28 protein-coding genes and 1 pseudogene are annotated in these 24,835 nt (G+C 43.6%); 14 read left to right on the forward strand and 15 right to left on the reverse strand.

Annotated elements, in window-relative coordinates; translation table 11 throughout:
* Window positions 1-48: 48 nt before the first annotated feature.
* The gene (locus QWT69_RS13765) at window positions 49-1,263 is read left to right on the forward strand and encodes an MFS transporter (RefSeq protein WP_317966535.1); all 1,215 of its coding nucleotides are present in this window, start codon (window positions 49-51) and stop codon (window positions 1,261-1,263) included.
* Window positions 1,264-1,393: 130 nt separating this feature from the next.
* Here the strand turns inward: QWT69_RS13765 and QWT69_RS13770 are convergent, their stop codons facing one another.
* The 6 genes from QWT69_RS13770 to QWT69_RS13790 form a co-directional block, all read right to left on the reverse strand.
* Complete coding sequence (locus tag QWT69_RS13770; RefSeq protein ID WP_317966538.1) at window positions 1,394-2,305, reverse strand: sensor histidine kinase; 912 nt, start codon at window positions 2,303-2,305, stop codon at window positions 1,394-1,396.
* A gap of 16 nt (window positions 2,306-2,321) precedes the next feature.
* Window positions 2,322-3,071: an ABC transporter permease gene (locus tag QWT69_RS13775; protein ID WP_317966540.1), complete on the reverse strand. Its 750-nt coding sequence runs from the start codon at window positions 3,069-3,071 to the stop codon at window positions 2,322-2,324.
* Window positions 3,068-3,982: an ABC transporter ATP-binding protein gene (locus tag QWT69_RS13780; protein WP_317966542.1), complete on the reverse strand. Its 915-nt coding sequence runs from the start codon at window positions 3,980-3,982 to the stop codon at window positions 3,068-3,070. Before QWT69_RS13780 ends, QWT69_RS13775 begins: the two co-directional genes overlap by 4 nt.
* Before the next feature lie 97 nt (window positions 3,983-4,079).
* Entirely contained in the window at window positions 4,080-4,760 is a 681-nt protein-coding gene (locus QWT69_RS13785) for a response regulator transcription factor (protein WP_317971113.1), read from the reverse strand.
* A gap of 336 nt (window positions 4,761-5,096) precedes the next feature.
* Window positions 5,097-5,207, reverse strand: a complete 111-nt coding sequence (locus QWT69_RS17265; RefSeq protein ID WP_348539038.1) for a putative holin-like toxin — start codon at window positions 5,205-5,207, stop codon at window positions 5,097-5,099.
* A gap of 114 nt (window positions 5,208-5,321) precedes the next feature.
* Window positions 5,322-5,792, reverse strand: coding sequence for a DUF2691 family protein (locus QWT69_RS13790; protein WP_317966544.1), 471 nt, complete (start codon window positions 5,790-5,792; stop codon window positions 5,322-5,324).
* Between the two features lie 53 nt (window positions 5,793-5,845).
* Between QWT69_RS13790 and QWT69_RS13795 the strand changes: the two are divergent.
* The 6 genes and pseudogenes from QWT69_RS13795 to QWT69_RS13820 form a co-directional block, all read left to right on the forward strand.
* Window positions 5,846-6,041: pseudogene (locus QWT69_RS13795) on the forward strand (diadenylate cyclase); the annotation flags it as partial.
* A gap of 168 nt (window positions 6,042-6,209) precedes the next feature.
* Window positions 6,210-6,764 carry a TVP38/TMEM64 family protein gene (locus tag QWT69_RS13800; protein ID WP_317966548.1) on the forward strand — a complete coding sequence of 185 codons (555 nt, stop codon included), beginning with the start codon at window positions 6,210-6,212 and terminating at the stop codon, window positions 6,762-6,764.
* Between the two features lie 176 nt (window positions 6,765-6,940).
* Window positions 6,941-7,147 carry a hypothetical protein gene (locus tag QWT69_RS13805; protein WP_317966550.1) on the forward strand — a complete coding sequence of 69 codons (207 nt, stop codon included), beginning with the start codon at window positions 6,941-6,943 and terminating at the stop codon, window positions 7,145-7,147.
* Window positions 7,148-7,623: 476 nt separating this feature from the next.
* Window positions 7,624-7,842, forward strand: a complete 219-nt coding sequence (locus tag QWT69_RS13810; RefSeq protein WP_317966552.1) for a DUF1659 domain-containing protein — start codon at window positions 7,624-7,626, stop codon at window positions 7,840-7,842.
* Between the two features lie 20 nt (window positions 7,843-7,862).
* The gene (locus QWT69_RS13815) at window positions 7,863-8,081 is read left to right on the forward strand and encodes a DUF2922 domain-containing protein (RefSeq protein ID WP_317966554.1); all 219 of its coding nucleotides are present in this window, start codon (window positions 7,863-7,865) and stop codon (window positions 8,079-8,081) included.
* A gap of 423 nt (window positions 8,082-8,504) precedes the next feature.
* Window positions 8,505-8,633, forward strand: coding sequence for a YvrJ family protein (locus tag QWT69_RS13820; RefSeq protein WP_251696091.1), 129 nt, complete (start codon window positions 8,505-8,507; stop codon window positions 8,631-8,633).
* Window positions 8,634-8,720: 87 nt separating this feature from the next.
* On the opposite strand, the gene QWT69_RS13825 is transcribed toward QWT69_RS13820, so the two are convergent.
* A complete protein-coding gene (locus QWT69_RS13825) occupies window positions 8,721-9,008 on the reverse strand; it encodes a hypothetical protein (RefSeq protein WP_431312293.1) in 288 nt (95 codons plus the stop codon).
* 84 nt (window positions 9,009-9,092) lie between these two features.
* Window positions 9,093-10,181, reverse strand: a complete 1,089-nt coding sequence (locus QWT69_RS13830; RefSeq protein ID WP_317966561.1) for an NAD(P)/FAD-dependent oxidoreductase — start codon at window positions 10,179-10,181, stop codon at window positions 9,093-9,095.
* A gap of 238 nt (window positions 10,182-10,419) precedes the next feature.
* On the opposite strand from QWT69_RS13830, the gene QWT69_RS13835 reads away from it, so the two are divergent.
* The 4 genes from QWT69_RS13835 to QWT69_RS13850 all read left to right on the forward strand — a co-directional run bounded on the left by QWT69_RS13835 (window position 10,420) and on the right by QWT69_RS13850 (window position 14,268).
* Entirely contained in the window at window positions 10,420-11,214 is a 795-nt protein-coding gene (locus QWT69_RS13835; RefSeq protein WP_317966563.1) for an ABC transporter ATP-binding protein, read from the forward strand.
* A 2-nt stretch (window positions 11,215-11,216) separates the two neighbouring features.
* Window positions 11,217-12,143 (forward strand): iron-hydroxamate ABC transporter substrate-binding protein, encoded by a 927-nt coding sequence (locus tag QWT69_RS13840; protein ID WP_317966565.1) that lies wholly within the window; start codon window positions 11,217-11,219, stop codon window positions 12,141-12,143.
* Between the two features lie 110 nt (window positions 12,144-12,253).
* Entirely contained in the window at window positions 12,254-13,264 is a 1,011-nt protein-coding gene (locus tag QWT69_RS13845) for a FecCD family ABC transporter permease (RefSeq protein ID WP_317966567.1), read from the forward strand.
* A complete protein-coding gene (locus QWT69_RS13850) occupies window positions 13,261-14,268 on the forward strand; it encodes a FecCD family ABC transporter permease (RefSeq protein WP_317966569.1) in 1,008 nt (335 codons plus the stop codon). The genes QWT69_RS13845 and QWT69_RS13850 overlap by 4 nt, the downstream gene beginning before the upstream one ends.
* A 231-nt stretch (window positions 14,269-14,499) precedes the next feature.
* On the opposite strand, the gene QWT69_RS13855 is transcribed toward QWT69_RS13850, so the two are convergent.
* The 5 genes from QWT69_RS13855 to QWT69_RS13875 form a co-directional block, all read right to left on the reverse strand.
* On the reverse strand, window positions 14,500-15,411 hold the full coding sequence (locus QWT69_RS13855) for a hypothetical protein (RefSeq protein WP_317966571.1): 912 nt from the start codon (window positions 15,409-15,411) through the stop codon (window positions 14,500-14,502).
* A gap of 613 nt (window positions 15,412-16,024) precedes the next feature.
* Complete coding sequence (locus QWT69_RS13860) at window positions 16,025-16,621, reverse strand: MEDS domain-containing protein (RefSeq protein ID WP_317966573.1); 597 nt, start codon at window positions 16,619-16,621, stop codon at window positions 16,025-16,027.
* A gap of 678 nt (window positions 16,622-17,299) precedes the next feature.
* On the reverse strand, window positions 17,300-18,259 hold the full coding sequence (gene nadA, locus QWT69_RS13865) for a quinolinate synthase NadA (protein WP_317966575.1): 960 nt from the start codon (window positions 18,257-18,259) through the stop codon (window positions 17,300-17,302).
* Between the two features lies 1 nt (window position 18,260).
* Window positions 18,261-19,106, reverse strand: a complete 846-nt coding sequence (nadC, locus tag QWT69_RS13870) for a carboxylating nicotinate-nucleotide diphosphorylase (protein WP_317966577.1) — start codon at window positions 19,104-19,106, stop codon at window positions 18,261-18,263.
* Window positions 19,107-19,698: 592 nt separating this feature from the next.
* Window positions 19,699-20,505 (reverse strand): aldo/keto reductase family protein, encoded by an 807-nt coding sequence (locus QWT69_RS13875; protein WP_317966579.1) that lies wholly within the window; start codon window positions 20,503-20,505, stop codon window positions 19,699-19,701.
* A 379-nt stretch (window positions 20,506-20,884) separates the two neighbouring features.
* On the opposite strand from QWT69_RS13875, the gene QWT69_RS13880 reads away from it, so the two are divergent.
* Window positions 20,885-21,067, forward strand: a complete 183-nt coding sequence (locus tag QWT69_RS13880; RefSeq protein ID WP_317966581.1) for a hypothetical protein — start codon at window positions 20,885-20,887, stop codon at window positions 21,065-21,067.
* Window positions 21,068-21,238: 171 nt separating this feature from the next.
* On the opposite strand, the gene QWT69_RS13885 is transcribed toward QWT69_RS13880, so the two are convergent.
* A complete protein-coding gene (locus QWT69_RS13885) occupies window positions 21,239-22,342 on the reverse strand; it encodes a flavin monoamine oxidase family protein (protein WP_317966583.1) in 1,104 nt (367 codons plus the stop codon).
* A gap of 417 nt (window positions 22,343-22,759) precedes the next feature.
* Between QWT69_RS13885 and QWT69_RS13890 the strand changes: the two genes are divergently transcribed.
* Complete coding sequence (locus QWT69_RS13890; protein WP_317966585.1) at window positions 22,760-23,353, forward strand: type IV toxin-antitoxin system AbiEi family antitoxin domain-containing protein; 594 nt, start codon at window positions 22,760-22,762, stop codon at window positions 23,351-23,353.
* 339 nt (window positions 23,354-23,692) lie between these two features.
* On the opposite strand, the gene QWT69_RS13900 is transcribed toward QWT69_RS13890, so the two are convergent.
* A complete protein-coding gene (locus QWT69_RS13900; RefSeq protein ID WP_317966587.1) occupies window positions 23,693-23,923 on the reverse strand; it encodes a hexameric tyrosine-coordinated heme protein in 231 nt (76 codons plus the stop codon).
* A gap of 461 nt (window positions 23,924-24,384) precedes the next feature.
* Here QWT69_RS13900 and QWT69_RS13905 point away from each other — a divergent pair, with 461 nt between their 5' ends.
* Complete coding sequence (locus QWT69_RS13905) at window positions 24,385-24,816, forward strand: SRPBCC family protein (protein ID WP_317966589.1); 432 nt, start codon at window positions 24,385-24,387, stop codon at window positions 24,814-24,816.
* Window positions 24,817-24,835: the final 19 nt, after the last annotated feature.

Consider the following 24,835-nt stretch of genomic DNA (forward strand, 5'->3'; position numbering starts at 1 on the left):
TCTTATTCTACACTTCTTCTATGCAGGAAAACAATTGGAGGGATGAAAATGAAGGCAGTCGCTTCAGAGCTTTCACTAGTTAAAAATCGGAACTTCTTGCTGTTATGGGGGAGCTCCACTATTTCGAGTTTCGGCATGCAAATGTATAGCATTGCGATTCCATTGCTCATTTACGATCTAAGTAAATCCGCATTGGCAATGAGCATGATGCGAGCGATTGAATTCTTTCCGAATATCTTTTTAGGAATGCTTGCAGGGGCGTTGGTCGATCGATTAAATCGAAAAACCATGATGGTGTGGACAAGTTTCATTCAAGTAATTTCAATGTTTGGCATTGTCATGTTGCTCCTGACAAATCATATTGAGCTATGGCATCTCTACATCCTCGGCTTCATCTTATCCTCCGCAGGGTATACATTCGGCAATGCGAATCACTCCGTACTTCCCCAAATCGTTTCAAAGGACCAATTGACTTCGGCCAATGCCAAGCTGTCGTTCATTGATACGCTGATTCGGATGATTGGTCCGGGAGTTGCGGGTGTACTGATCGCCGTATTTTCCTACACGTCGACGTTAACGATTTACCTTATCTGTTTGCTGATCATGTATGTATTTATGCAATTTTTGAATGTCCCGCCAACTGCGAAACGGGAGGATACGTCACATTCCATCTGGAAGGAGATGAAGGAAGGGATTGTCGAGCTGTTTAACAATAAAATTCTATTAACGCCAACTATCGCGGTACTTTTCAGCAATTTCGCATCCAGTCTCGTCATTGGCGTACTCATCTTCTTCGCAACCGATCAGATCGGTGCCGATTCCAAGCAAGTCGGTTTCATGTTTACGATTTCTGCAGTCGGTGGGCTTATCGGCGCCAGTCTCATTAGCAGAATCCGTAAGCGTTTCGGCCGCGGCGTCATTTATACATACTCGCTAGTCTTTGACATCCTTTCCATGTGTCTGCTACTATTCGCACAAACATGGTGGACAATCGGCATCTCCCTTGCGATACGGACGTTCTCAACGACATTATCCAATATCGTCTACTTCACAATTCGTCAGGAATTCACACCGAATCATCTGCTTGGAAGAGTCGCGGGGACATCATCCATGCTTATGAAGTTAACCCTTCCGTTAGGGCTCTTCATCGCCGGCCTATGGGCGGAATGGTTTCCGATACGCATCTTGTTTTTCATTTCGATGTGTATTTTTATTGTACTGTTTGTTCGACTGTTCTTTCATCCGTTTAAGAAACTTGTGTAAGGGGTCTTCTTGTTAAGGCATAACCGGTTGTAAAATTAAAAAGTGCCAAGTACTGAACAAGATTGAATTCAAGTACTTGGCACTTTCATATAGAAATCTATCAATTCACAACATAGAGTTCCGCTGTCATCTACGCTCCCCATCTCTTGAATGAAACGGCTAAGGTGAATGTATCGCCATCCACTTCAGCTACCGCCTGCCCTCCTAAATTCCCGATGAGCTGACGGACGATATGCAAACCAAGTCCGAGCTGCCCGTCTGATCGGCTGCTATCCATCCTGAACGTCCGGTCGAAAATCCGTTCCACCTGTGCAGCATCCATGGACGCAAAATCATTTGTCACTTGCAGGCGAGTAAAGGCCCCTTCTTCCGTGAGTTGGATTGTCACCAGGCTTTTACTATAAGCGAGTGCATTTTGGATGATATTGGCGACAATTCGGCTCACAGCCTTCTGATCCGCCACTATTGGCAGACGCCCGCTTTCCTCGAAACGAACTTCTAATTGCTTCTTTTCAAACTCATCATAGAACGAAAGGAGGACATCGATGACAGTTTGATGTAAATCCACTTTCTCGATCGACATGTTCTGATCGGATGAATTCAACTGCGACAGTTCATAAAACAGATCCACGATGTCAATCAAATGATCGATTTTCTTCTGGACAACAGCCAAGTATTCCTGCTTTTCACTTTCCTTCAATGTCGAATCCGACAGCAGTTCCGAAAATCCTTTCATCGATGTCAAAGGTGTACGGAAGTCATGCGAAATGTTCGTGATCTCTTGTTTTAAATTCAGCTCTCGTGCAACTCCCCGCCGCTGGTCTTGTTTGAACACGGAAATGAGTTTGTTGATGGTGGCGGCGAATTTCGACAACGCTCGGTGATGCGTGCTCGTCCGTACGATTTCATTCGTCCCGAAGTTCCCGACAATCCCTTCAAGCTGTTTCGTCATCATGCGGATGTCGTACAGCAGAAACAGATAGGATGCAAATAGGATGAGCAGGAGCCCTGTTAAAATCACAATGATCAGCCAGCTGCTCATATTTTTTCATCCTCCTTCAGTCAATTGGTTTCTTTGAGAACTGCAAAATCCCGATGACGATCGCCGCTGCGCCCAGCAGTCCGCCGGTTAGAAAATACGGGAAACCGATATGCGCCGTCTTGTCCATGAATTCCATCAGATTCCGGCTCATGAGTGTATCAGGCGCATACTCATACAACTTTTTAAAGAAAGGGAACTTCTTCGCCAACACCCATAGAAGGTTTCCGGCAAAGCCGTATATGCCGAGCAAAATGACTAAAATATACACATCGCCTATTTGTAATAACTTCAGCGAATGAATTAACAGAAACGCGCCAAGAATAATTGGTGTCATATTTGCCACCGCCACCATCAAATTGCTGACGGATCCGCTTTCCGTTGGCAGGAATGTTTCTCCAATACCGATCAAGAGACTTAGCCCGATGATGCAAAGGACCAGGAAATAGACTAATGTGAGAATCAGCTTGGACCAGTACACTGTCTTCCTCTCAATCCCGAACGAAACCGCGTTCTTCAGCACCGCCGTATCTTTTCCGGTTAAGCTGATATTGACGATGAACGCTACCAAAATAATGAGCCCTCCACCTCCAAGCACATTCGAATAATAAAAAATGGTCGTAGCGTAAGGGAAGGAAGGCTCAATCTTACCAAAATAAGCGAGCACCGCTCCAGCCGCAGCAATGAGCAGAAGGCAGACAAGACTCGTCACATGCAATGATTTTCTCCGCAACAGCCTATACTGTTCACTTTTCAAATAATTGATCATACCGCTGCACCTCCGACCAATTCTAAGAAGTATTCTTCCAAGTTTCGAGCTTCCGCGCGGAATTCCCTTACGGTCACGCCGTTCATCGTAAACAAGCGGTTGATCTCCCCACCGTCCTCAATGTGACCATCGATGGTGATCACTTGATCCGGCAATACCTGATAGGAAACCGAAGGATAGTTCTGTTCCAACAGACGTACAGCTTTTGCCGCATCTTCCACCGACACGATCAGCTGTTTCCGGCTTTTCTCCTGCAGTGCCTCTTTCGAAATATCTTCTACGACTACGCCGTCTTTCAGAAACACAAACCGCTTGGCCAATAAATGCAGTTCGGTGAGAATATGACTTGAGATAAATATCGTGATCTGCTTCTCTTCATTCAGCCTGATCAGCAAGTTGCGCATTTCTCGAATCCCTTCCGCGTCCAGTCCATTGATCGGCTCATCCAGCACTAAGCAATCCGGATTGGCAAGCAGACAAAGGGCGAGGCCTAATCGTTGCTTCATCCCCATCGAATATGCCTTGAACCGCTTCCTCTTCTCATCCGCCAAATTGACGATTGCCAACACCTCAGCAATCCGGTTCTTTTCCACAATTCCCCGCTGAAGGGCATAGTATTTCAAATTCTGCTCGGCTGTGAAGTCGGGAAAGAAAGCTGGCGTCTCAATTAGGAAGCCCATGCGCCGCCTTGCCTCCACATTGTGCCGTCCGATACCCCCGAATAACTGGATTTCACCCGACGACGGAATCAGCTGTCCTGACAGCATTTTAAAAACTGTCGATTTCCCGGCTCCGTTCTGGCCGATCAATGCACATATCTCTCCCTTATACAACGTGAAGTCGAACGGTTTGATAACATTCGTCCCTTTGAAGCTTTTCGTCAGCTGTGCTGTTCGAATGACTGTCTCCATATGACTAACCCCTTTTCAAAAGTAGTTGGTACCTATATGGTAACGCAGCCTCCTTTAATATCCTGTAAGCCAATCATAAAGAATTCATAAAGATGCTTTACACTAACATAAAGCCGACGCCCCAAACGGTTTTTATATAGTCCCTGGAAGTGTGTTCGGCCATTTTCCGGCGCAAGTTCGACATATGTACGCTGATTGTGTTGTCATCGCCATAGTACGTATCTTTCCAAATGCTTTCATAAATCTCCCTTTTCGAAAAGGCGCGCTCTGGCTGACGCATTAATACAAGCAGAATATCAAATTCCGCATTCGTCATTTGAAGCATATGACCCGACAGACAAACGGACCTCTTCTCGGTATGCAGCTGCAGATCCTGCCATACGAGTTCCACAGGCTGTCGTGATGACTGTCCCACTTTTCTCAACTGCACGTCCACCCTCGCAGCAACTTCCTGCTGATGGAACGGCTTCGTAATATAGTCATCTGCGCCCATTTTCAGGACACTCACTTTATGATTCACATCCGTCTTCGCTGAAATGACGATGATAGGAATGGCGTTCTGCTGGCGAATCTCCCCGATCAGCTCCTCGCCGCTCTTTCCCGGCAGCATCAAATCCAACAAAATCAGATCGAATCTGTCCATCTGCAACTGCAGCAGCCCTTCTGTCCCTGAATAGGCCTGCACAGTCTCAACCGTCTTATCCGTCAACATGATCCGCAGCAGCTTATTGATCTCCGGATCATCTTCTATGATTAAAATCCTCTTCTTTTCCTGCATCATGCTCACCTGTCTATTCTGCGTACTTTCTATTCAGTATACATAATTTCTATCAATCTGACAGATCATCATCCATACGGCGTTTCGCACGCTACCATGCAACTTTCATGATAGAACTTATACGCTGCTCTTTCGTTAATCCTTCGTCTCGCCTGCGTTCATTATTCGTGTAGCTTGCGTATAACTATGGTAAACTGTACATAGGATAAAAAAAGACCGGATGCAGTGAACATCCAGTCATTGCAACGGACAAACCGCATGAAGAGCGGTTGGCCGGTAATGAGTAATTTTATGAAGAGTAACTACCCTGCTTACTGGTGAGTTAGCGGAGGGTGGTTACTTTTTTCTATTGGTGGATAGAGCAATGATCGCTACGATGGTTGTTGCTATCGCTGCGAGAAATATTCCAAATTGGAACATCATATTTATTGCTTCGTATGTCACCATATATACACCCCCTTTCCAGGGAGTGCCAACCGTCCTTCCGCTATATGCCGTTGCAATTACTAGTTTACCAGACTAGTAATTACTTAGCGATCATCTAGCGAATGTACGTTTCATTCATATTTGCATCCAACCCCATATAGCTGCAATTATAGCTTCTTTAGTCATTAATCTAATATCACTATACCCCATAGTTTCGGCCCGTTTAAAAATGTCCGATATGATTTGTTTGTCTCGTGAGTAGACGATCACTTGTGTGGAATCGCTGACAAAGAGACCGAGTTTACAGGAGCTTTTCATGAATTCATTTTCATTAAAAATCTCAACTACGCTTTCCGATGTAGGAAAAGCTTTTATATCTGCAAATATTAAAAAGTATTTTTCTTTAGAAATGTGTCTCATAAATGTTGGACCATCCATAATTTCAACATCTGCTCCAAAAAAAGGATCACCTAATCCCCCCGGCCCTATAAAGTACGATTCTTCCGGACCCACTGACCAATACCAAGAGGGATCTACAATACCCTCCAATATTTCATACAATTGTTTACCGTACTCACCTCTTATATAAAATACTGCACCTTCCATTCTCCCACCTCCCTTTCTTACAATACGGTGTTTGGCACTCATTCAATAATTGAATGAGCGCCACATTGACCAGTTCTTTATTAGAATTTATTTTTTATCACGGGAATCCATTACATGATGGTGCTGTATTAATAAAAGGAGATACAACATACTCCGCAGCAAATGTCCTGCCGTCATCGTGCGGCAATGGGCCTTTCAGAAAAGAGTGATGCGGTTGTTTCGGAAGAGGAAGAGTTGGGTATTATTTAATTTGCAATAGACGTAAGTCTTTTCCTTATTAGTGTAACTAGCTCTTCAATTTGAATTGATGTGTAGCATAAGGCAGTTAACTGAAAATGAAGTTCTTTAACTAATCGTATCAGACATCCTCCACCAAAATCAGCTATACTAAAGCCAAACGAACGTAAAGGAACGATTATGGAACAATTACTCTTAGACATTGTACAAAATGACAGCTCTACCGCTTGGCTTTATCATTTTTTATTCATGGTGCTCGTTTCCATGATTCCTTTTGCGCCTATACCTGTTCTCGCTGCACTCATTGCAAGTAATCATGCGTTCTTTCCAGGCTTGGCTATTAATATGCTTGGGTCAACACTCGGATCCTTCCTGTTATTCCTCTTAAGTAAAAGCGTACTGCGCAATGCCGCACTAAACTATGTAAACAAGAAACAGCAGTTATCGAAATTCTTTGCATTAATTGAAAAAAACGGCTTTGTAGCTGTACTGCTTGCGCGCATCGTCCCGTTTGTACCGACTGCAGCCATTAATGTAATCGCAGGCATATCGAATGTACGTGTCGGTGCTTTTATCACCGCAACATTGTTAGGCAAGCTCCCCCTCATACTCGCCTATACGCTTGCCGGTCATCAACTAGCAGCTGGCAATTGGGGTACCGTCCTAATTATCGCCCTTTATGTACTTACTCTATTTTTAATAGGGATGAAATTAAAGCAGAAGTGGAGTCAATGAATCGATTTACGCAAAAGTACCAGGCACCTATCCAATTCACTACGTTAATTTTACAGATTCTTATTAGTCGTTTACGATAGAAATCGAGATGGATGTTAAGTTCTGAAACCATTCAACGTTTATTGAGATCCTAACACTCAACCGATTCATGCACAATAGAAGAAGGTGGCTATAAGATGACAGGCAAGTCACTGGCTGACTACCAAAGCGAATATGAGAAAATCATCTTCTACGACCAACCGCGAAAGGATATCCTTTTAGTCGGTTTACTGACCGAAATGGAAAAACAATTCAAAATTTCCATGCGGACAAAGGAATGGGAGATGGATCACCCAAAAATCATAGCGATGTACCGAAAAATAGCTATAACGCGAACGCTGTAAAGATTGATTCACAATTGTAAAGGTCCCTGTGCAGCAAACATGACTGATTACAACTACAGTCATGATTTTGCGATGGGAGCGTCGGCTTTCCCGGGAATCGTTGCTCTGATTCTATCGCCGTTTCTGTTTATAAGAAACCAGAAGTAACAATGGAATGCAATAAGCAGAAAAAGCCCTTGTGCATGCGGATCTGATCGGCTACACAGGGGCTTTTGTTCGTTTTAAACTTGTGCCAGAAACATTCACGTTAATTCAGATGGTTTGGATAGTAACAGAAGCTTGTTTCAGAAATCCTACTTTCCCAACGTTTCAAATCCCCCATAGAATCCCCCTCACCCTACCAAGATTCCCAATACAACCTGACTTCACAGATGGCCAAAAACTTATTCCTTAAAACCTTTTTTAACAAAACATAAAGAGCGTGTATCCTTTTCATCATTCCCAATCTATCTAGTGGGTGAAAGGAGGGAATGCAAATGGCGACAATCGAATTTAGAAGTGCAGTTGGAAAAGTGTACTTCGACGGCGGGTTGACGGAGGATGGGAAAATGATCCGTAAATCGAAATCCTACCGTAATGTTTCAGAAGCGGCGACGGCTGATAGCTTACACAATGCCCTTACACAATTGGCACTGCTTTCCGACTATCCATTTATCGGAGCAGAAAGAGTAGAAACAGCTGACATTATGAACTAAGTAGAAAGGAGAGATGAGGAATGGCGAAAACGTTACAATTAAACTTTACGACAGCTGCAGGGAAACAGACATCCCTGTCAGTGGACGAGCCAAAAGCTGGATTAACAGCAGTCGAGGTGGAAACAGCCATGCAAGAGATTATTAATTCACAGGTTTTTCAAGTGGATGGCTCTTTCCTGGCAACTGTAAAAGGCGCACGTATTATCGATCGCAATGTTGAAGAACTTGTAAATCCATAAGTAAAAAGGCTCTCCGGCTTGGCTGGAGAGCCTTTTTACTACCTATTTCAGCTTTGGGCGGCCGCCTCGGGTCACTTCGGTCTTGATAGAAAAGGCAAAGAACGCCTTTTTTTCGAGGCCTCCAGTGCCTGTCGAGGCAAAACGCCGCCCTCCGCATTATTCATTCCAGCTGCGGGCGGCTGCCTCTCGGGTCACTTCGGTCTTGAAAGAAAAGGCAAAGAACGCCTTTTTTTCAAGACCTCCAGTGCCTGTCGAGGCAAAAATGCCGCCCTCCGCTTTATACATTCCAGCTGCGGGCGGCTGCCTCTCGGGTCACTTCGATCTTGAAAGAAAAGGCAAAGAACGCCTTTTTTTCAAGACCTCCAGTGCCTGTCGAGGCAAAAATGCCGCCCTCCGCATTATATGAAAGGAGGCGTTTTCATAATGGAGCAGTGGATAAATCTTATACAACAAATCGGATTTCCGATTTTTGTATCGTTTTACCTTTTGCACCGGCTTGAGACGAAACTCGAGGCCATACACAATGCGCTTGTTTCTTTGAAGGTGAATTGATTAGTACGTAAATGTCTAGAATGTAAAGAGTACCAGGTTCAAATTCAATGAGAACCTGGTACTTGTTGTCGTGTGAATGACTGGCACTCACTCCTTTTTATTAACTTCTTTTTGCACACCTTTTAACTGTTGGCTCAAATCATTCAATTGCTTCTTGTTTTGTTGAACTGTATCCATATGCTCATTCAATTCCACCGCATTCGCAAAAGCGTTTTCCGCTCGAAAAATGGCATTAAAAGCATGTTCGACAGCTATTTCTTCCGGATGCGACATCGCTTGCTTCACCGAGCGATCGGCCTTTTCAACAGCATTCCCCAGCTGCGAGCTCGGGTGGTTCTTTTTCCAACTTGGATTCGAATCGTTCGCCACTATCATGATCCCTCCTAATAAAGATGGACTTAGTATAGTGAATAACGATAATTCTATGCATAGTTGGAAGGCTCTTCATGAAGAATAGACTCAGACGCGGATTCCTTCTGCCGCACTTGCTTCCGACGATGGAGTGTTCATCATTTTTTTCAACAGCTTTCGATTCCGCTCCGAAAAGACTTCGTTATGCGACGAGACCATTGCAACTTTGTTCGCACCAGGCTCAATAAACTGCTTTGCGCTGTTCACCGCATTGGCCGCGTCTTGAAAAGCGCCCGCAATTAGCCAAAGCTTGCCACTATGCTTAAGAATATCGCCTGCCGCAAACAAACCAGGAACGGATGAACGGCTCATCGCATCACCTGCGATATAAAAATCGTCAACCATCTCGATCTCCAATTCGCTGTTTTTCAATAAACTAGAATCTTGCTCATAGCCATGACTGATAATGACGTCATCCACTTCAAGCATCAGCACCTCGCTCGAATCCTGGCAAGTCAGCTCAACCCGCTCGATTTTTTCATGTGTATCGGATGCAATCAGTCTTGTAATGCTTGTCTGCGGCAAACAAATGGCTGAGCTGCTAAGAAGCTGAGACACTTGCGCTTCATGCCCTGACATAGAATCTTTCCGGTATGTCAAATAGACCTGCTTCGCAATCGGTACAAGTTCATTTGCCCAATCGATCGCTGTGTCGCCGCCGCCCGAAATGACAATAATCTTATCTTTGAATCGCTTCAATGATTGCACCGTATAATGAATATTTGATACTTCAAACCGCTCTGCACCTTCGATTTGCAATTTCTTCGGCTTCAGAATCCCACTCCCGACCGCCGTAATGACTGTCTTTGAATAATGCTTACGACCTGATGCGGCTATCAGCTCAAATACATCATCTACCTTGACGATTGAATCGATTTTTTCATTCAGCACCACTTCCGGCGAAAACGTCATCGCTTGCTCGATAAGTTGTTCCATCAGCCGCGCGCCGGGTATCGGCGTCAATCCACCTACATCCCAAATCATCTTTTCTGGATACACTTGAATTTTCCCACCGAGACGTGGCTGGAAATCAATAATTTTTGTCTTCATTTCACGTAAGCCGCTATAAAAAGTCGAGTAGAGTCCTGCCGGTCCCCCACCGATTATTGTCACATCATATACTTCCTGCTCATTCATATGTCCGCACCCCTTCGTTTATGATACTGATTCTCATTCTCAATTAAGAATAATCTATTTTAATGGATTATGCAAAGCGCCACTTCTATGAATAAATGAAAACTAATGCTTTAATTTGCTGTGCGCATCACGAAAATTTGTATTGACACTTGTTTCTTCACTCTTTATAGTATGAAGTGAGATTAGTTGAGAATGATTATCAATCTTAATTACGATACCCTTTTGGAGGTGGAATTCATTGGTGCGACTTGTTACAGAGGCGATCAGTATCAGCTATGGTGAACAACAAATCGTGAAAAATCTCGACATTCAGATCCCTGATAAGAAGATTACCGCCATCATCGGATCTAACGGTTGCGGAAAATCCACTCTGTTGAAAGCCATCACGAGAATCATTCCCCACCAATCGGGCACGGTGATGCTGGACGGCAAAGACATCTCCAAGGAAAATACGAAAACCCTTGCGAAACAGATGGCTATCCTTCCCCAAACCCCTGAAAGCGCCAGCGGTCTTACAGTAGGCGAACTCGTCTCCTACGGCAGATTCCCTTATCAAAACAGCTTCGGTCGATTGACGAAACGGGATTATGAAATGATTGACTGGGCACTTGAGGTGACTGGAACAACCTCTTATAAATATCGCCCTGTCGATGCATTGTCCGGTGGCCAACGCCAGCGAGTCTGGATCGCAATGGCACTCGCGCAGGAAACCGAAATCATTTTTTTGGATGAACCGACGACCTATCTCGATATGGCGCATCAGCTTGAAGTGCTTGAATTGCTTCAACAGCTGAATTATGAGCAGGACCGGACGATTGTAATGGTGTTGCATGATCTGAATCAGGCAGCACGTTTCGCAGATTCGATTATTGCGTTGAAAGACGGTCAAATTGTGAAAGCAGGGCCGTGCGAGGAAGTTATTGTCCCTGACGTATTGCGAGAAGTGTTTCAAATCGATGCCGTTATTGGACGCGACCCACGGACGGCTAAACCAATGTGCATTACATACAACTTACTTAAAGGAGAAAATTGACTATGAAAAAATTGATCATCCCATTCGTTCTTTTGCTTGTGCTCGTCGTAGGCGCTTGCGGCAAAAGTGAGACAACACCAAAAGAGGACAATGCAACACCTGCTGAATCAGAAGCTGCAACGTTCACATATGAATCCGAGACAGGTCCAGTAGAAGTACCGACAAATCCGAAGCGCGTCGTCATGCTGTCTGGATTTACAGGCAACGTCATCCAGCTCGGCGTCCCGGTTGTCGGGGCCGATATCTGGTCCAAAGACAATCCAACATTTGAAAAAGAAATGCAGGATGTCGAAGAAGTATCGGATGAAGACCTTGAGAAAATTATCGAGCTCGACCCTGACTTAATCATTGGATTGTCCACCATTAAAAATGGCGATAAATTGCAGGCGATTGCTCCAACGGTCACCTACACATGGGGCAAACTTGATTACCTAAACCAACATATTGAAATCGGAAAGTTATTGAATAAAGAAGAAGAAGCAAAAGCATGGGTAGAAGACTTTACAAAGCGCGTCGAGGAGGCAGGCGATGAAATCCGTGCTGAAATTGGCGAGGATGCGACGGTCTCTGTACTGGAAACCTACGGCAAGGACATTTATGTGTTCGGTGACAACTGGGCGCGTGGAACAGAGATTCTCTACCAGGGAATGGGCTTGAAAATGCCTGAAAAAGTGAAAGAAATGGCTTTGGAATCGGGTTATTTCGCACTATCTGCTGAAGTCATCCCCGAGTATGCAGGCGATTATATCGTGTTGAGCAAGTATTCAGATGCTGATAACTCCTTTCAAGAGACACAGACCTATCAAAATATACCAGCCGTGAAAAATGGCCATCTTTTCGAAATGAAGGGTGAAGGGGCTTCTTTCTCCGACCCTGTCACGCTTGAAAAACAGCTTCAGTTCTTCAAGGATTCGTTTTTAGGGAAATAAGCAATTTCAAGTTGGGGGTAAATCAGCAAGGACTTTGGTCGGTTTCCATGGATCCTTGCTGTTCCCCTATTCCATACATACTACTTTATGAAAAGAAAAGATGAGGGAAGATGAAAAAAATCATGCGGACTCCGATTCCGTACCTAGTTAAATTATTGACCGCGATTGCCGTATTTGTATGCGTGTTCGGCATATCTTTGGTATTCGGCGCTGCTGATATTGCTCTTCGGGACGTTTGGTTGGCGCTTGTATCTTCAACGTCAAACGATCAGATTTCCATCATACGGGAAATCCGGTTGCCGCGGGAAGTTGCTGCCTTGTTTGTCGGAGCAGCTCTTGCAGTGTCAGGTGCAATCATGCAAGGGATGACTAGAAATCCGCTCGCCGATCCCGGCTTGCTCGGACTGACAGCTGGAGCGAATGCAGCTCTTGCCATCACAATTGCATTTCTTCCTGCTGCGAATTACTTTTGGACGATGGTCGCTTGTTTCATTGGTGCAGCAGTGGGCGCGTCTCTCGTTTTCGGCATTGGCGCCATGAAAAAAGGCGGCTTCTCACCGATTCGTATTGTCCTTGCTGGTGCCGCCATTTCAGCGTTTCTATACGCAATCGCTGAAGGAATCGGTATCTATTTCCGAATTTCTAAAGATGTCTCCATGTGGACAGCGGGAGGTACGATCGGTACGACGTGGGGCCAGTTGAGCATCATTGTTCCATTCATCCTTATCGGCATGACCATCTCATTTTTCTTGTCTCGGCAGCTTACCATTTTAAGTCTGAGCGAGGAAGTAGCCGTCGGTCTCGGGCAAAAAACCGGCCACATAAAAGCCATCTTGTTTGCAGTCATTATCATTCTGGCAGGCGCTTCCGTTGCACTTGTCGGCAACATGGCATTCATCGGACTAATGATTCCTCATATTGTGAGAGTATTTGTCGGAACGGATTACCGTTTTATCTTGCCGATGTCTGCCATTGTCGGTGCTACTTTCATGCTGTTGGCGGATACGCTCGGACGAACGATCAATGCACCTTATGAGACACCTGTCGTCGCAATTGTTACTGTTGCAGGATTGCCATTCTTCCTTGCCATCGTTCGGAGAGGGGGCAAGGCATTCTCATGATCCATCCATCTTTGCTCAAGAAACAACGTATCCTGTTAGCTGCTCTTGCACTGCTGATTGTACTGACGATAATTATCGCCCTTGGACTCGGCCGGTCGACCGTAACGTTTGATCGCATCCTTCCGATTCTTCTCGGGCAAGGTTCATTCAAAGAGAATTTTGTGCTCTTCTCCATCCGAATGCCGCGCATTCTTGTAACGCTTTTGGCTGGAATGGCACTTGCCCTTTCTGGTGCCATTTTACAAGGTATCACGCGCAACGACTTGGCAGACCCTGGCATTATCGGCATCAACTCAGGTGCAGGCGTGGCGATTGCTGTGTTCTTCCTGTTCATTCCGATTGACGCCGGCTCATTCGTCTATCTGCTTCCAGTTATCGCCTTCTTCGGTGCCAGCGTTACAGCAGTGCTAATCTATATCTTTTCGTACCGCAAACAAACCGGCGTGCAGCCCATCCAATTAGTGTTGACCGGAGTAGGGTTTTCACTTGCGTTATCAGGTTTGATGATTGTATTGATCTCCTCCGCTGAACGAACGAAAGTGGATTTCATCGCGAAGTGGTTGGCAGGAAATATTTGGGGAACCGATTGGCCGTTCATCTGGGCATTGCTCCCATGGCTGGTTGTTCTGATTCCATTTACTTTATACAAAGCAAACCGACTGAATCTACTAGCTATAAGCGAACCTGTCGCAATTGGCGTCGGTGTTTCAATAGGTAAGGAACGCATCGTCCTGTTGGGGACAGCTGTTGCGCTTGCCGCCTCAGCTGTCGCCGTGACGGGCGGCATTAGCTTCGTTGGATTGATGGCCCCCCATATCGCAAAGGCGTTGATTGGTCCGCGTAACCAGCTTTTCCTTCCGATTGCTATATTGATTGGCGGCTGGCTGCTTCTTTTTGCGGATACGATAGGTCACAACATTCTTGACCCAAGCGGCTTGCCTGCAGGCATCATGGTTTCTCTAATCGGCGCACCGTACTTCCTTTATTTATTGTTGAAAAAGTGATGGATTCAACAAGGAATAGTACGTACTACATGCGATGCAGCAAATGGATAAAATAAAAGAGTATCAGATTCTCAAACAATTCAAAAGTCAATAAGAACCCGGTTCTCTACATTATTGTGAAGATACATTCAACTATAAAAAACACTTCATACATAGTAGTCAATGACTACTATGTATGAAGTGAATAATTTAAACTGCATAGGATTCTTTTTAGTCAATCCACATTACTTCTTAATAGCTAGCTGTCACTACTTCACTATACTCCGATAGTTTTCCATCCTTACTAACAATGATATAAGCCCAAAACTTGTTTGCGCCTTCCATTCTCGAGGGCAAAGTGCCAAAACTGTACGATGTTTCAGTTCCATCTACCCTTTTTGCCTTATCCAATTCTTTTTCGATCGGTCCTGAACGAGCATATGTATCATAAAACACATATATATGATCCGCATCTTTTATACGATCCCATCTGATTGTAAAAGTGGCTGTTGTCAATTGACCTCTTCCATCCCTGTTCGTACTTGCTGTCATATTTAAATTGGCAGGCTTGAATTGTTCAATATTTTCACTCGTAACAGCAGGTCCAGCATCAGGCGATTCTTCCACCTTTTCAAAAATCCATGTATGTAGGTCATGTTCAGATGCACTCTCTTCACTTTCTATTGATTCCTCATCACTCGTCGCATTTTGCACTATTTCTTCCTTATGGAATACGACATCATGTGTAAATAGATTATAGTGCCCTACTTGTTTTCGATTTTCTTGAAATACACCATAAACCGTTACAGGTATATTATTTTCAATGGCGTATTGCATATCCTTATACATTTTCAAACTAGAAGCAGTATTATACCAAAAACCTTCGTAACTTCCCGTATCGTCCTCTATAGAGAAATATATATTTCCGTAATCATCTGTTAGGAAGTACGTACTATTTAACATGCCTTTAATGGCTATTTTTTCATCTAACCAGTCTAGATCTGTTAATGTCGAGGCAGTGATTAACTCGAATTTTTCATAGTCTACAGTTTCATGAAAGTCTTTAGTAGAATTATGATCTTCATTCACTTCCATCGATGATGAACTACATCCTGTACTAAGTAGTACGACAAACAAAATAGAAATAAACCCTTTCACCTTCACCCATAAAACCCCTTACATCTTTATTTATATTCATTCACACAAAAAGCCCGCGCAATCCCCTAGCATGTGAGGTCTATTCCCGACTAACGATAAGTTCACCATTGAATAGATACCTCTAAAAGGATTTTACGTACCGGTTCAATTCTCAATGAATTATACCTATACGAAGTGATAATGCACAAGACCTTTTTACTAGATGCATTTATCAGCAGGTTTAAGTTCATAAGAAAAAGACGTCAGTGACGTCTCTTTATGTGGACTGTATATGTGTTTAGTATCAACTTACAAGTAATTCCGAGTACATGTACGGCCAGATTATTGCTATTTTCCTAGTAGCTGCTGACCATTATAAAGGGTACGAGGTTCTAAAACGTTTCTTAGTTCAATGAGAACTGGATGGCATGCCAAGGTCGCTTGCATATCTATTTCTGAAGATAATCGTATCCCTACAAAAAAAGACATAAAAAAAGACCACCTAATGCTGTGAACATTGGCTGGTCTAAGATATGAAGCGACAGCCTATCCAACTTGCAGGATACGGTGCCCTCCGAAGACGCCTGCGCCGGTGTGCGTTCAGTGGTTCACAAATGGGCTGCGCGGTATGGCAAATGCGTCAAACGTTCTTTTCACTATTTGAACGATACGTATCCGATGTAATCACAGAATCGCCCTTCGCTATATACGGATGGGTTTGCAGCAGTGCCTCCATCAGCTCATCTGAGGTACGACTTCGCTCATACGCACAAACGAGCGAAAACGAATATTGCTTGACTGCCTGATCGATAATTCTCTCAAGCTGCTCTACTAGATGGGCCGATCCATTTATAGTCGACCACTCGACGTGTGCCCAAGAGCGGAACCGAATATTCTCTTCAATGTACGGTTTTGCCACCTCATTGAAATACGACTCTATCGCTGGAGGGAAATAGGAGCCGCTCGACAGATAGAAACTTATACTGTTCGCATAGTTCACCAACTTCATTTCCTCCGCTGAAAAACAAGAGGATAATTCCGCTTTGAGCTTTTGGTAATTCCGTTCATTTTCCACGAGAAGAACAGGCTCTCCAGCTGTGATGCTATCTTTTAGAAAAGATAAAGCTCGTTTCAAATAACATTCTGCATCTTCATACAAGTAAAGAATATGAGGGTATTCCTCTTTCACCAGTGTCTGCATACAGATTTCCTTCGTATTCCCGAACGTTTCCACCACTCGAATCCCTCCCTTTCGTTAAACTTTGCTATGCTTCATTATAATACAGATAGTAACAAAAATAAATAATTTTCATATAACTCTCTAGACACTATGTACAGAGATTCGGGCACCGTGAAATTTGTTGGTCTAGTTTCGAGTGCCACTCACACAATTAATGAGTAAAGTATCATTCTATTTACAGCTGTACAAAGCTAGTGGGTACAAGGTGATACGGTGCCTGGCACTCAAACATTCACGTTAACTAGAACAAACATAAATGTTTGAACTTACATGATTGAATGAGTGATTGGCACCATGATATTACATACACACCCGACCGTTCGCACCGAGAATCACCTCACCGGTCGACCAAATCATACCTTTCTTCACAATCTCTCGTCCGTTCACAATTATAAAGGCTGTGCCAGAAACATTCACTTTAAAATAAGACAGTTCGGATGAAAAAACAAGATTATTTCAGAAATTCTCATTTCTCAACATTTCAATTTCATCAAATGAATTTGTAATAATTATCGGAATCCAATCGAAACAGGTACCTGTTTTGATCCGCTCTATCCCGTACCGAAAATTTACGACAAACATGATATGATAGCACTTCTAAAGACAATGGGATAAGAAACAAAAAAATCCAACCGCGTTATGAAGTTGGATTTTAAAGATACCTAACTTCTACCCTCAACCAATAGCGACCATCCGGTCAATAGATAGTTTTGCTTGGTTTGCGATTTCTTCAGGTACTGAAATGACATGCTTGTTTTCTTTTAGTGCGGCTAGCACTTTTTCGAGTGTAATCATTTTCATGAATGGGCAGACAGCATTAGGGTTTGCTGCAAGGAAACGCTTGTCAGGGTTCTGCTTTTCCATCTGGTGAATGATGCCTACTTCCGTTGCTACGATGAACTCCTCGGCTTCCGACTCTTTTGAGCGCTTTAGCATATTTCCTGTTGACAGGATATGCGTTTTTTCGGCTGGCAAGATGCCTTCTGATTTCAAATACATGCTTGATGTCGAGCAACCACACTCCGGATGGATGAGCAACTCAGCCTCCGGATGTTTTTCCAGAACGCCTTCCACATGATCCGGGGCGATACCAGCATGCACATGGCATTCCCCCATCCAAATATGCATGTTCTCGCGTCCAGTTTCGTTCTTTACGAATGAACCGAGGAACATGTCTGGCAAGAACAAGATTTCTTGGTCGTCCGGGATGGAATTCACGATTTCAACGGCGTTGGAAGACGTGCAACAATAGTCGCTTTCCGCCTTCACTTCCGCACTCGTGTTCACGTAGCTAACGACGACAGCGCCAGGATGTTGCGCTTTCCAATCGCGCAACTGGTCTGCAGTGATGGAGTCCGCTAAAGAACAGCCTGCATCTAAATCTGGTAAGAGAATCGTTTTTTCGGGACTTAAAATCGCAGCGGTTTCTGCCATAAAATGCACCCCGCAAAATACGATTACATCCGCCGTTGTATCCGCTGCGGCGCGAGCTAGTGCAAGAGAATCACCGAGCACATCCGCAATATCCTGTATTTCTGGAATCTGATAATTATGCGCTAGTAAGATGGCGTTTCGCTTTTGTTTCCATTCTTGAATCTCTTCAATAATACGACTTTTCATGTCAGTAACAATCATGTCAATGCTCCTCCTCGATTAGTACATTTGCGCTAATATCAATCGCTTTGTAAGAATGTGTTAGAAATCCAAGTGAAATATAGTTGACACCTGTATACCGATAGTCCTTCAGGTTATCCAATTGAATCCCACCGGACGCTTCTGTTGTAATGTGGGCCGGTACGAGTTTCACAAATTCTTCTATCTCCTCTGGCAAACGGTTGTCAAACATGATGACATCTGCACCAGATTCAACCGCTTCAACTACTTGTTCTTTCGTCTCTGTTTCCACTTCAATATTTACCATATGTCCCGTATTGCGGCGAGCCAATTCAACGGCACGCGTAATGGAACCCGCAAAAGCGATATGGTTATCTTTAATCATAACCGCGTCATACAGGCCGTGGCGATGGTTATAGCCTCCTCCACACCGAACAGCATATTTTTCCAACATCCGCAATCCAGGCGTCGTTTTGCGTGTATCGCAAATACGAATCGACTCGTTATCTAACTCATTCACCGCGGCTTTTGTTAACGTAGCAATGCCACTCATCCGCTGAATTAAGTTCAAAACAACCCTCTCGCCGCTTAATAAAGCCGCTACATTCCCAGATGCGACTGCCAACTCTTGGCCAGCTCGGATCTCTTCACCATCTTTCACCATAACTTCAATCTGTATATGCTGATCCAGCAATTGAAAGGCCATTTTGAATATAGCAGTCCCGCAAAATACACCTGACTCCTTTGCTACAAAGACCATCTTCCCTTTTGTCTTATCTAGAAAGATAGAATCTGCCGACAAATCCCCAGCACCGATATCTTCCAATAAAAATTGTTCAACCAACAATCGGAGTTTAAGTCCGTTCATAACCGATTGCCACCTTCCCTTCAACTATGTACTTAGCTGATTAATGAACTGCATAAAATCTAGTAACTGTCTTTACATCTATCTTTACACATAGTCACTCCAAAAACAAGATGAAGTTAACTCGGTAAATGCAAGATACGCGCGTGATATACATTTATGACAATTCAACAAGTTGGTTACGAATTCATCTTTAGGCTCATGTAACATTGAAGATCATTCATTCTTCTGTTTGCGCTCTGCATAATACATGAATTATCTCGATTGTTTTTCACATAGGTATCTCGTTTATAGCTCAAAACAAGAAAATCCAACCCCGTTATGAGGTTGGATCTTCTTGTTAGAGGTACCTGTTTGAAAAACATTCATATTAACTCAGACACATTGGATATTCATACAAAATCAGATCAGAAATCCTCATGTCTCAACAATATAATTTCATCTTTATGTAATTGTAGTGTATTGTCAGACTTCAATCACGCACAGATACCTGACAAGTATACATAATATCTATCAGTCTGACAGGTTCATAGAGAATTATCAAAGAGTAATAAAGGGTACCGGGTTCAATGAGAACCCAGTACCCCGAACTCATTTATAAAGCAGCAATACGATCACGATCGCTTGCCGTCAATTCAAAATCAAAGATCTGTAAGCACTGTGCTTGGCGGTCTTTATGATGAGACTTAGGAATGACGATGACATCACGTTCAATTTGATAGCGCAAAACAACTTGTGCGAATGTTTTTCCGTATGGCTTGCCGATTTCATCCAAAACCTGCTTAGCCTTTTCATCGATCCCACGTAAAGGAGACCATGCGACCGATGCAATCCCCTTACTTCTATTATAAGCAATTAATTCTTCATTCCAATGTCCGACTTGTGATTTGATTTGATTGACAGCTGGGGGAATGTTGCCATTTTCAAGAAGTAAATCAAGGTGTTCTTTTTCAAAGTTCGAAACACCAATCGACTTGAACACTCCGCGGTTATAATAGTCTTCTAAAATACGCCATGCCTCCAACATCTCAGCATGGTTATCCCATGGTTTATGAATAAGGAATAAATCAATAGAGTCCGTTTGTAACTTCTCTAAGCTTTTTTCAATTTCAGCATGGGCCCAGTCTGCACTAACGTAACCTTCAAATGTATTTAGCTTCGTCGTGATAAAGAACTCTTCACGTGGCAGAGAAGACTTCTTTAACCCATTTCCAACAACTTCTTCATTTCCATACAATTGAGCAGAGTCAAAATGACGGTAGCCGCTGTCAATGGCCCAATCGATTTCTTGCGTGTCTCCTCTTAAGTCACCTGCGAATTGGTTGCCCTCTTTACCATACGTATTCGTACCACTGCCGATGATTGGAACTTCAATGCCATTATTTAATGTAAGATTCTTCATCTAAATCCCTCCTATGCTATAGTTCTCACATTACCTTTACGAAAGAAAGGATTCAATCTATCCGTTCTGAATGTGCTTAATTAAAAGATAGATGCAAAGGAGTTAAAGTAGAAATAAACCCAAGTAACTTTTAGAACTGTTTCCAGCCATTTAGTCATCATGTTTCTTGCATACATCCTTTCAAAATCAAACCACTCCTCATCGATTCCCAGCTCTATAACTGTGTTTTTGAAGCAGGAGCTGTATGCAAGAATCTAAGTGATATTGCAAACGAGAGGACTTTTTACAAGAATAGGGAGGAGTACATATTCTTTCAGATAAAAAAACGATTCGTTCATTACGATGAACGGCCTATCATGAGATTGGAGAATGATTGCTGATGTCAGGATTTAGTACAAAAAGACGCCTTTCCTACATTCTATTTGTCGTCGTCGTCCTAATCGGTAGTGCAAGTTTAACCTATTACAACTACAGTAATGATTACGCCATGGGGGCATCGGCTTTCCCGGGAGTAATCGCTCTGATCCTCTTGCCGTTTCTGTTCATTAAGAACAAACAGTAGCGATTCAGTGTCGAGTGTCTTGTCGGGTGCCTGTGCGAAATAGGATGATGACTAGTCCACTATCCGGATGATTTTTAATCAACAAACTGAAACTAGTATCGACACATCCCCATTTCCAATTGCTATCTTTTAGGGAATTGACTGAGTCGCTTTTGACACAGGTACCTGAGACTAAAAGAAGCATTTAAGCACGTCATTTACCGTGCGTTCTGCTGAACGAAGGGCGCCTTCGAGATGTCCGCCATGTTCTGAAGAGGTTTCCGTGCCGGCAAAAAACAATTTGCTATTCCATATGCCAGCGTCTGCTAGTTCGCCGTACACCGGAAAATCAGTAAGTGGTTTGGCATCTTCAGTTACTGATGTATCTGTGTCCGCGGACCAGTCTTTATAAAGAAGAGAAACCGGGCGCTCGGCAGCAGATCCGAACAACTTTGCCAATTGAGCAACTACAAGCTCACGGACCCTTTCCTCTCCCAACTGCTTACGATCATTTGCCGACAGCCCGAAAAAGCCGAAGAGCGCACCGCTGCCTGTATCCGGCGAAGCATCATGGATTTCCTGCAACGGACCAGCCCAGCTCGTCACCTGTCCGGAAAGACCCGCATCTCGCCAAAAGGGTTGATCATAGACCGCAACCGCTTTTGCCTGTCCAGCCATCCAAGTCGGCTTGTCAGTTAGGCTACTTATCAAATGACGTGGAAGCGGCGGTGTGAATGTAATCCTGTCCGCAACGATGCGGGGCGGCAGCGCCAGGATAATCGCTCTTGCTCGGAGACTTTCTTTCCCTTCTCCAGCATGTTTGACATCAAGAGAGACCGTTCCTTCCTCATCCATATGGATTGCCGTCACTCGCCGATTGAGCTGAATAACGCTCTCCGGCAGACCGTCTGCTACAGCATCGATTAAGGACTGCACTCCGCCAACAAAGCGCATCGATTTCGCAACAGCCCCTTCCGGCAGCATATGACGCTGTGCAGGCTGATCTGCAGATTGCTCGAAAAGCAGCGCCCCTTTCGTATGTTGCTCGAATGTCCGCAACCCAAGTTCCTTGACCAATCCAGCGATCACGGGCTCATGCTCCGGCCAAAACCACGTCGGCCCGAGGTCCAACTTCCCTAACTCAGGACGATCCGCAATCGCCTGGCTCAACACCCTCCCACCAATCCGCTCCCGCGCTTCAAGAATCACACATTCGATTCCCTTCGCATGCAACATGGAAGCAGCATAAAGGCCGCTTAACCCAGCCCCGATAATTATGACAGGATCATTTTTCATCTCTACACTTCCAATTCTTTATTTGTGCATCAAACTACTCTGCCTTGTAAAGGTACCTGTGCCAGAAACATTCATATTAAATCAGACGATTTGGATATAAATACAGATTTGTTCTAAGAATGTTATTGCAACGGGATTACATTTTCAACTTTATACAATTGTATTGTATTGCCTGAGTTAAATCATGTACAGGCACCTGAATTTATACTGGGTGATATAAGCTATTGGGAACTATCTATGAGTTGGCAGTAAAATGCGAGAAATATGTACTTGGTGAAGAAGGGCTTTTCTATGAATTGTGTGAGTGACTGGCATGCGATCTTTAAAGTACATGAAGATATTTTGGAACCCCTGGCGTTTACAGTCACGCTTACATAACATATAATAGAAGCATGAAAGTAAAAGAGGGTGGTTTAAATGGACTATCGTGAAATGCTTGAATCACTAATTGAAAAGAAGGATGGCCTTATCTTAACAAAAGATGTAACGGATGCGGGAATTCCGCGCACGTATTTAGGTTCCTTCGTAAAAGAGGACATTCTGGAGCGTATGGCTCATGGCGTCTACTTATCTCGGGAAGCATTTGAAGATGAACTATACAGCCTGCAAGCCAGGAGTAGCCGGTTGATTTATTCTCACGAAACCGCCCTCTATTTGCATGGTTTAACGGACCGTGACCCACTGCAATGGGTAGGTACTGTCCCAACAGGCTATAATAGTACGAATTTTAAAAATGAAGGTGTCAAGATTTACTTTATAAAAAAAGAACTCCATCAAGTTGGCGCGACAACTGGAAAAACTGAATTTGGTCGTGACATCACTTTGTATGATACAGAAAGAACCATCTGTGACCTCATTCGAAGCCGAAATAATTTGGATGCTGATTTAATCAATGAAGCCATTCGACGGTATGTGGGGAGTAGGGAGAAGAACATTCCGCAATTGTTACGATATGCTGAGCAGTTTAGGGTACAACGAATCTTACGAAATTATTTGGAAATCCTTTTATGAAATCAGCCAGACAATTGAAAGACCTAATACGAAATGTGGCAAAGCAAAAAGATCTTGACTCCCAGTTGCTAATGCGGAACTACATGCTGGAACGTTTGTTAGAAAGAATTGCGGTATCGGAGCTTAAAGATAAATTCATTCTTAAGGGCGGTATGTTGGTAGCAGCATTGGTCGGTATTGATATGAGATCTACAATGGACATGGATGCGACCATTAAAGGTTTCCCAGTTGTAAAGGTACCTGTGCCAGAAACATTAATTTCCCGAGTAGTTGTTTGCACAAATACACAACAAACAGCCATTGGATTAGGAACATCCCAATGGCTGTTTGTTTGCATAGTTAGTCATTCCAATAGTTGTTGGCAAATGCAACGGTTTGAAAATGTATGGCGACAACTTGCGCAGTTGCGATCAAGCTATCCGCGTTCGTCGAATAAACCGGACGCAACATCTTTCTGATTTCTTCAGACGGTTGTGTGATTTTTATCGCTTTTTGTGCAAGCTTAACGGCTAATGCATACCCTTCTTCCGGGGTGCTTGTGCGCAGCGTTTGCAGCTGGCCGCTCGTCATATCGTTCACTTCCTTTGCATCTTTTCTACTGTTAGCGTATGCAAACGGATGGGTGATTGTTTTTTATGGAAAGGTGTCTATGCCAAAAATACTTTACGAGAAATTATCCTTTTCTTTGAATACGGTGCCTGAATACGGTGCCTGGCACTCAAACATTCACGTTAACCGAAGCAACCATAAATGTTTGATTTTTCATGATTGAATGAGTGACTGGCACCATAATAAAAATAGTTTCCCTATGATGGTCACCAGGTTCTAGTTTAGCAATAGTGTTTTATTGATTGACTGTCACCTTTCTAAGATGTTACTTCTTACTAAATCAACAAGAAGACCACTTCTCCTTTTTTTCGCCTTCAGCAAACAATCGGTTGTTCGAATAGTCTTTCCTATGTAGGTTTATTATAATGGTGTTAGTTAACCATAGATAACGAAGGCAAATTCAAATTACAAGGTGGAGAAACATGGGAGCATTTGAGGAACTTACAGTAGAAGCAACTGTTCAAGCACCAGTGGAAAAAGTTTGGGCTTATTGGACAGATCCAAGTCATATTAAAAAATGGAACAGTCCATCGGATGATTGGCATACGCCATTTGCGGAGAACGATCTTAGAGCAGGTGGGAAATTCGTTTCAAGAATGGAAGCAAAAGATGGTAGCATGGGGTTCGACTTTGGTGGAGTCTACGATGAGGTACAATTACATGAGGTGATTTCTTATACATTGGGAGATGGAAGAAAAGTCAACATCACCTTTACAGGTCAAGGAAACGAAACTAAGGTCATTGAAACGTTTGAAGCTGAAACTGAAAATCCAGTCGATTTCCAACGACAAGGATGGCAGGCGATTTTAGATAACTTTAAACAATACGCAGAACAAAAAAATCAATCCTCATAATCATAAAATGGCGGTATCT

This window comes from Sporosarcina oncorhynchi (assembly GCF_033304615.1).
Taxonomy (GTDB): domain Bacteria; phylum Bacillota; class Bacilli; order Bacillales_A; family Planococcaceae; genus Sporosarcina; species Sporosarcina oncorhynchi.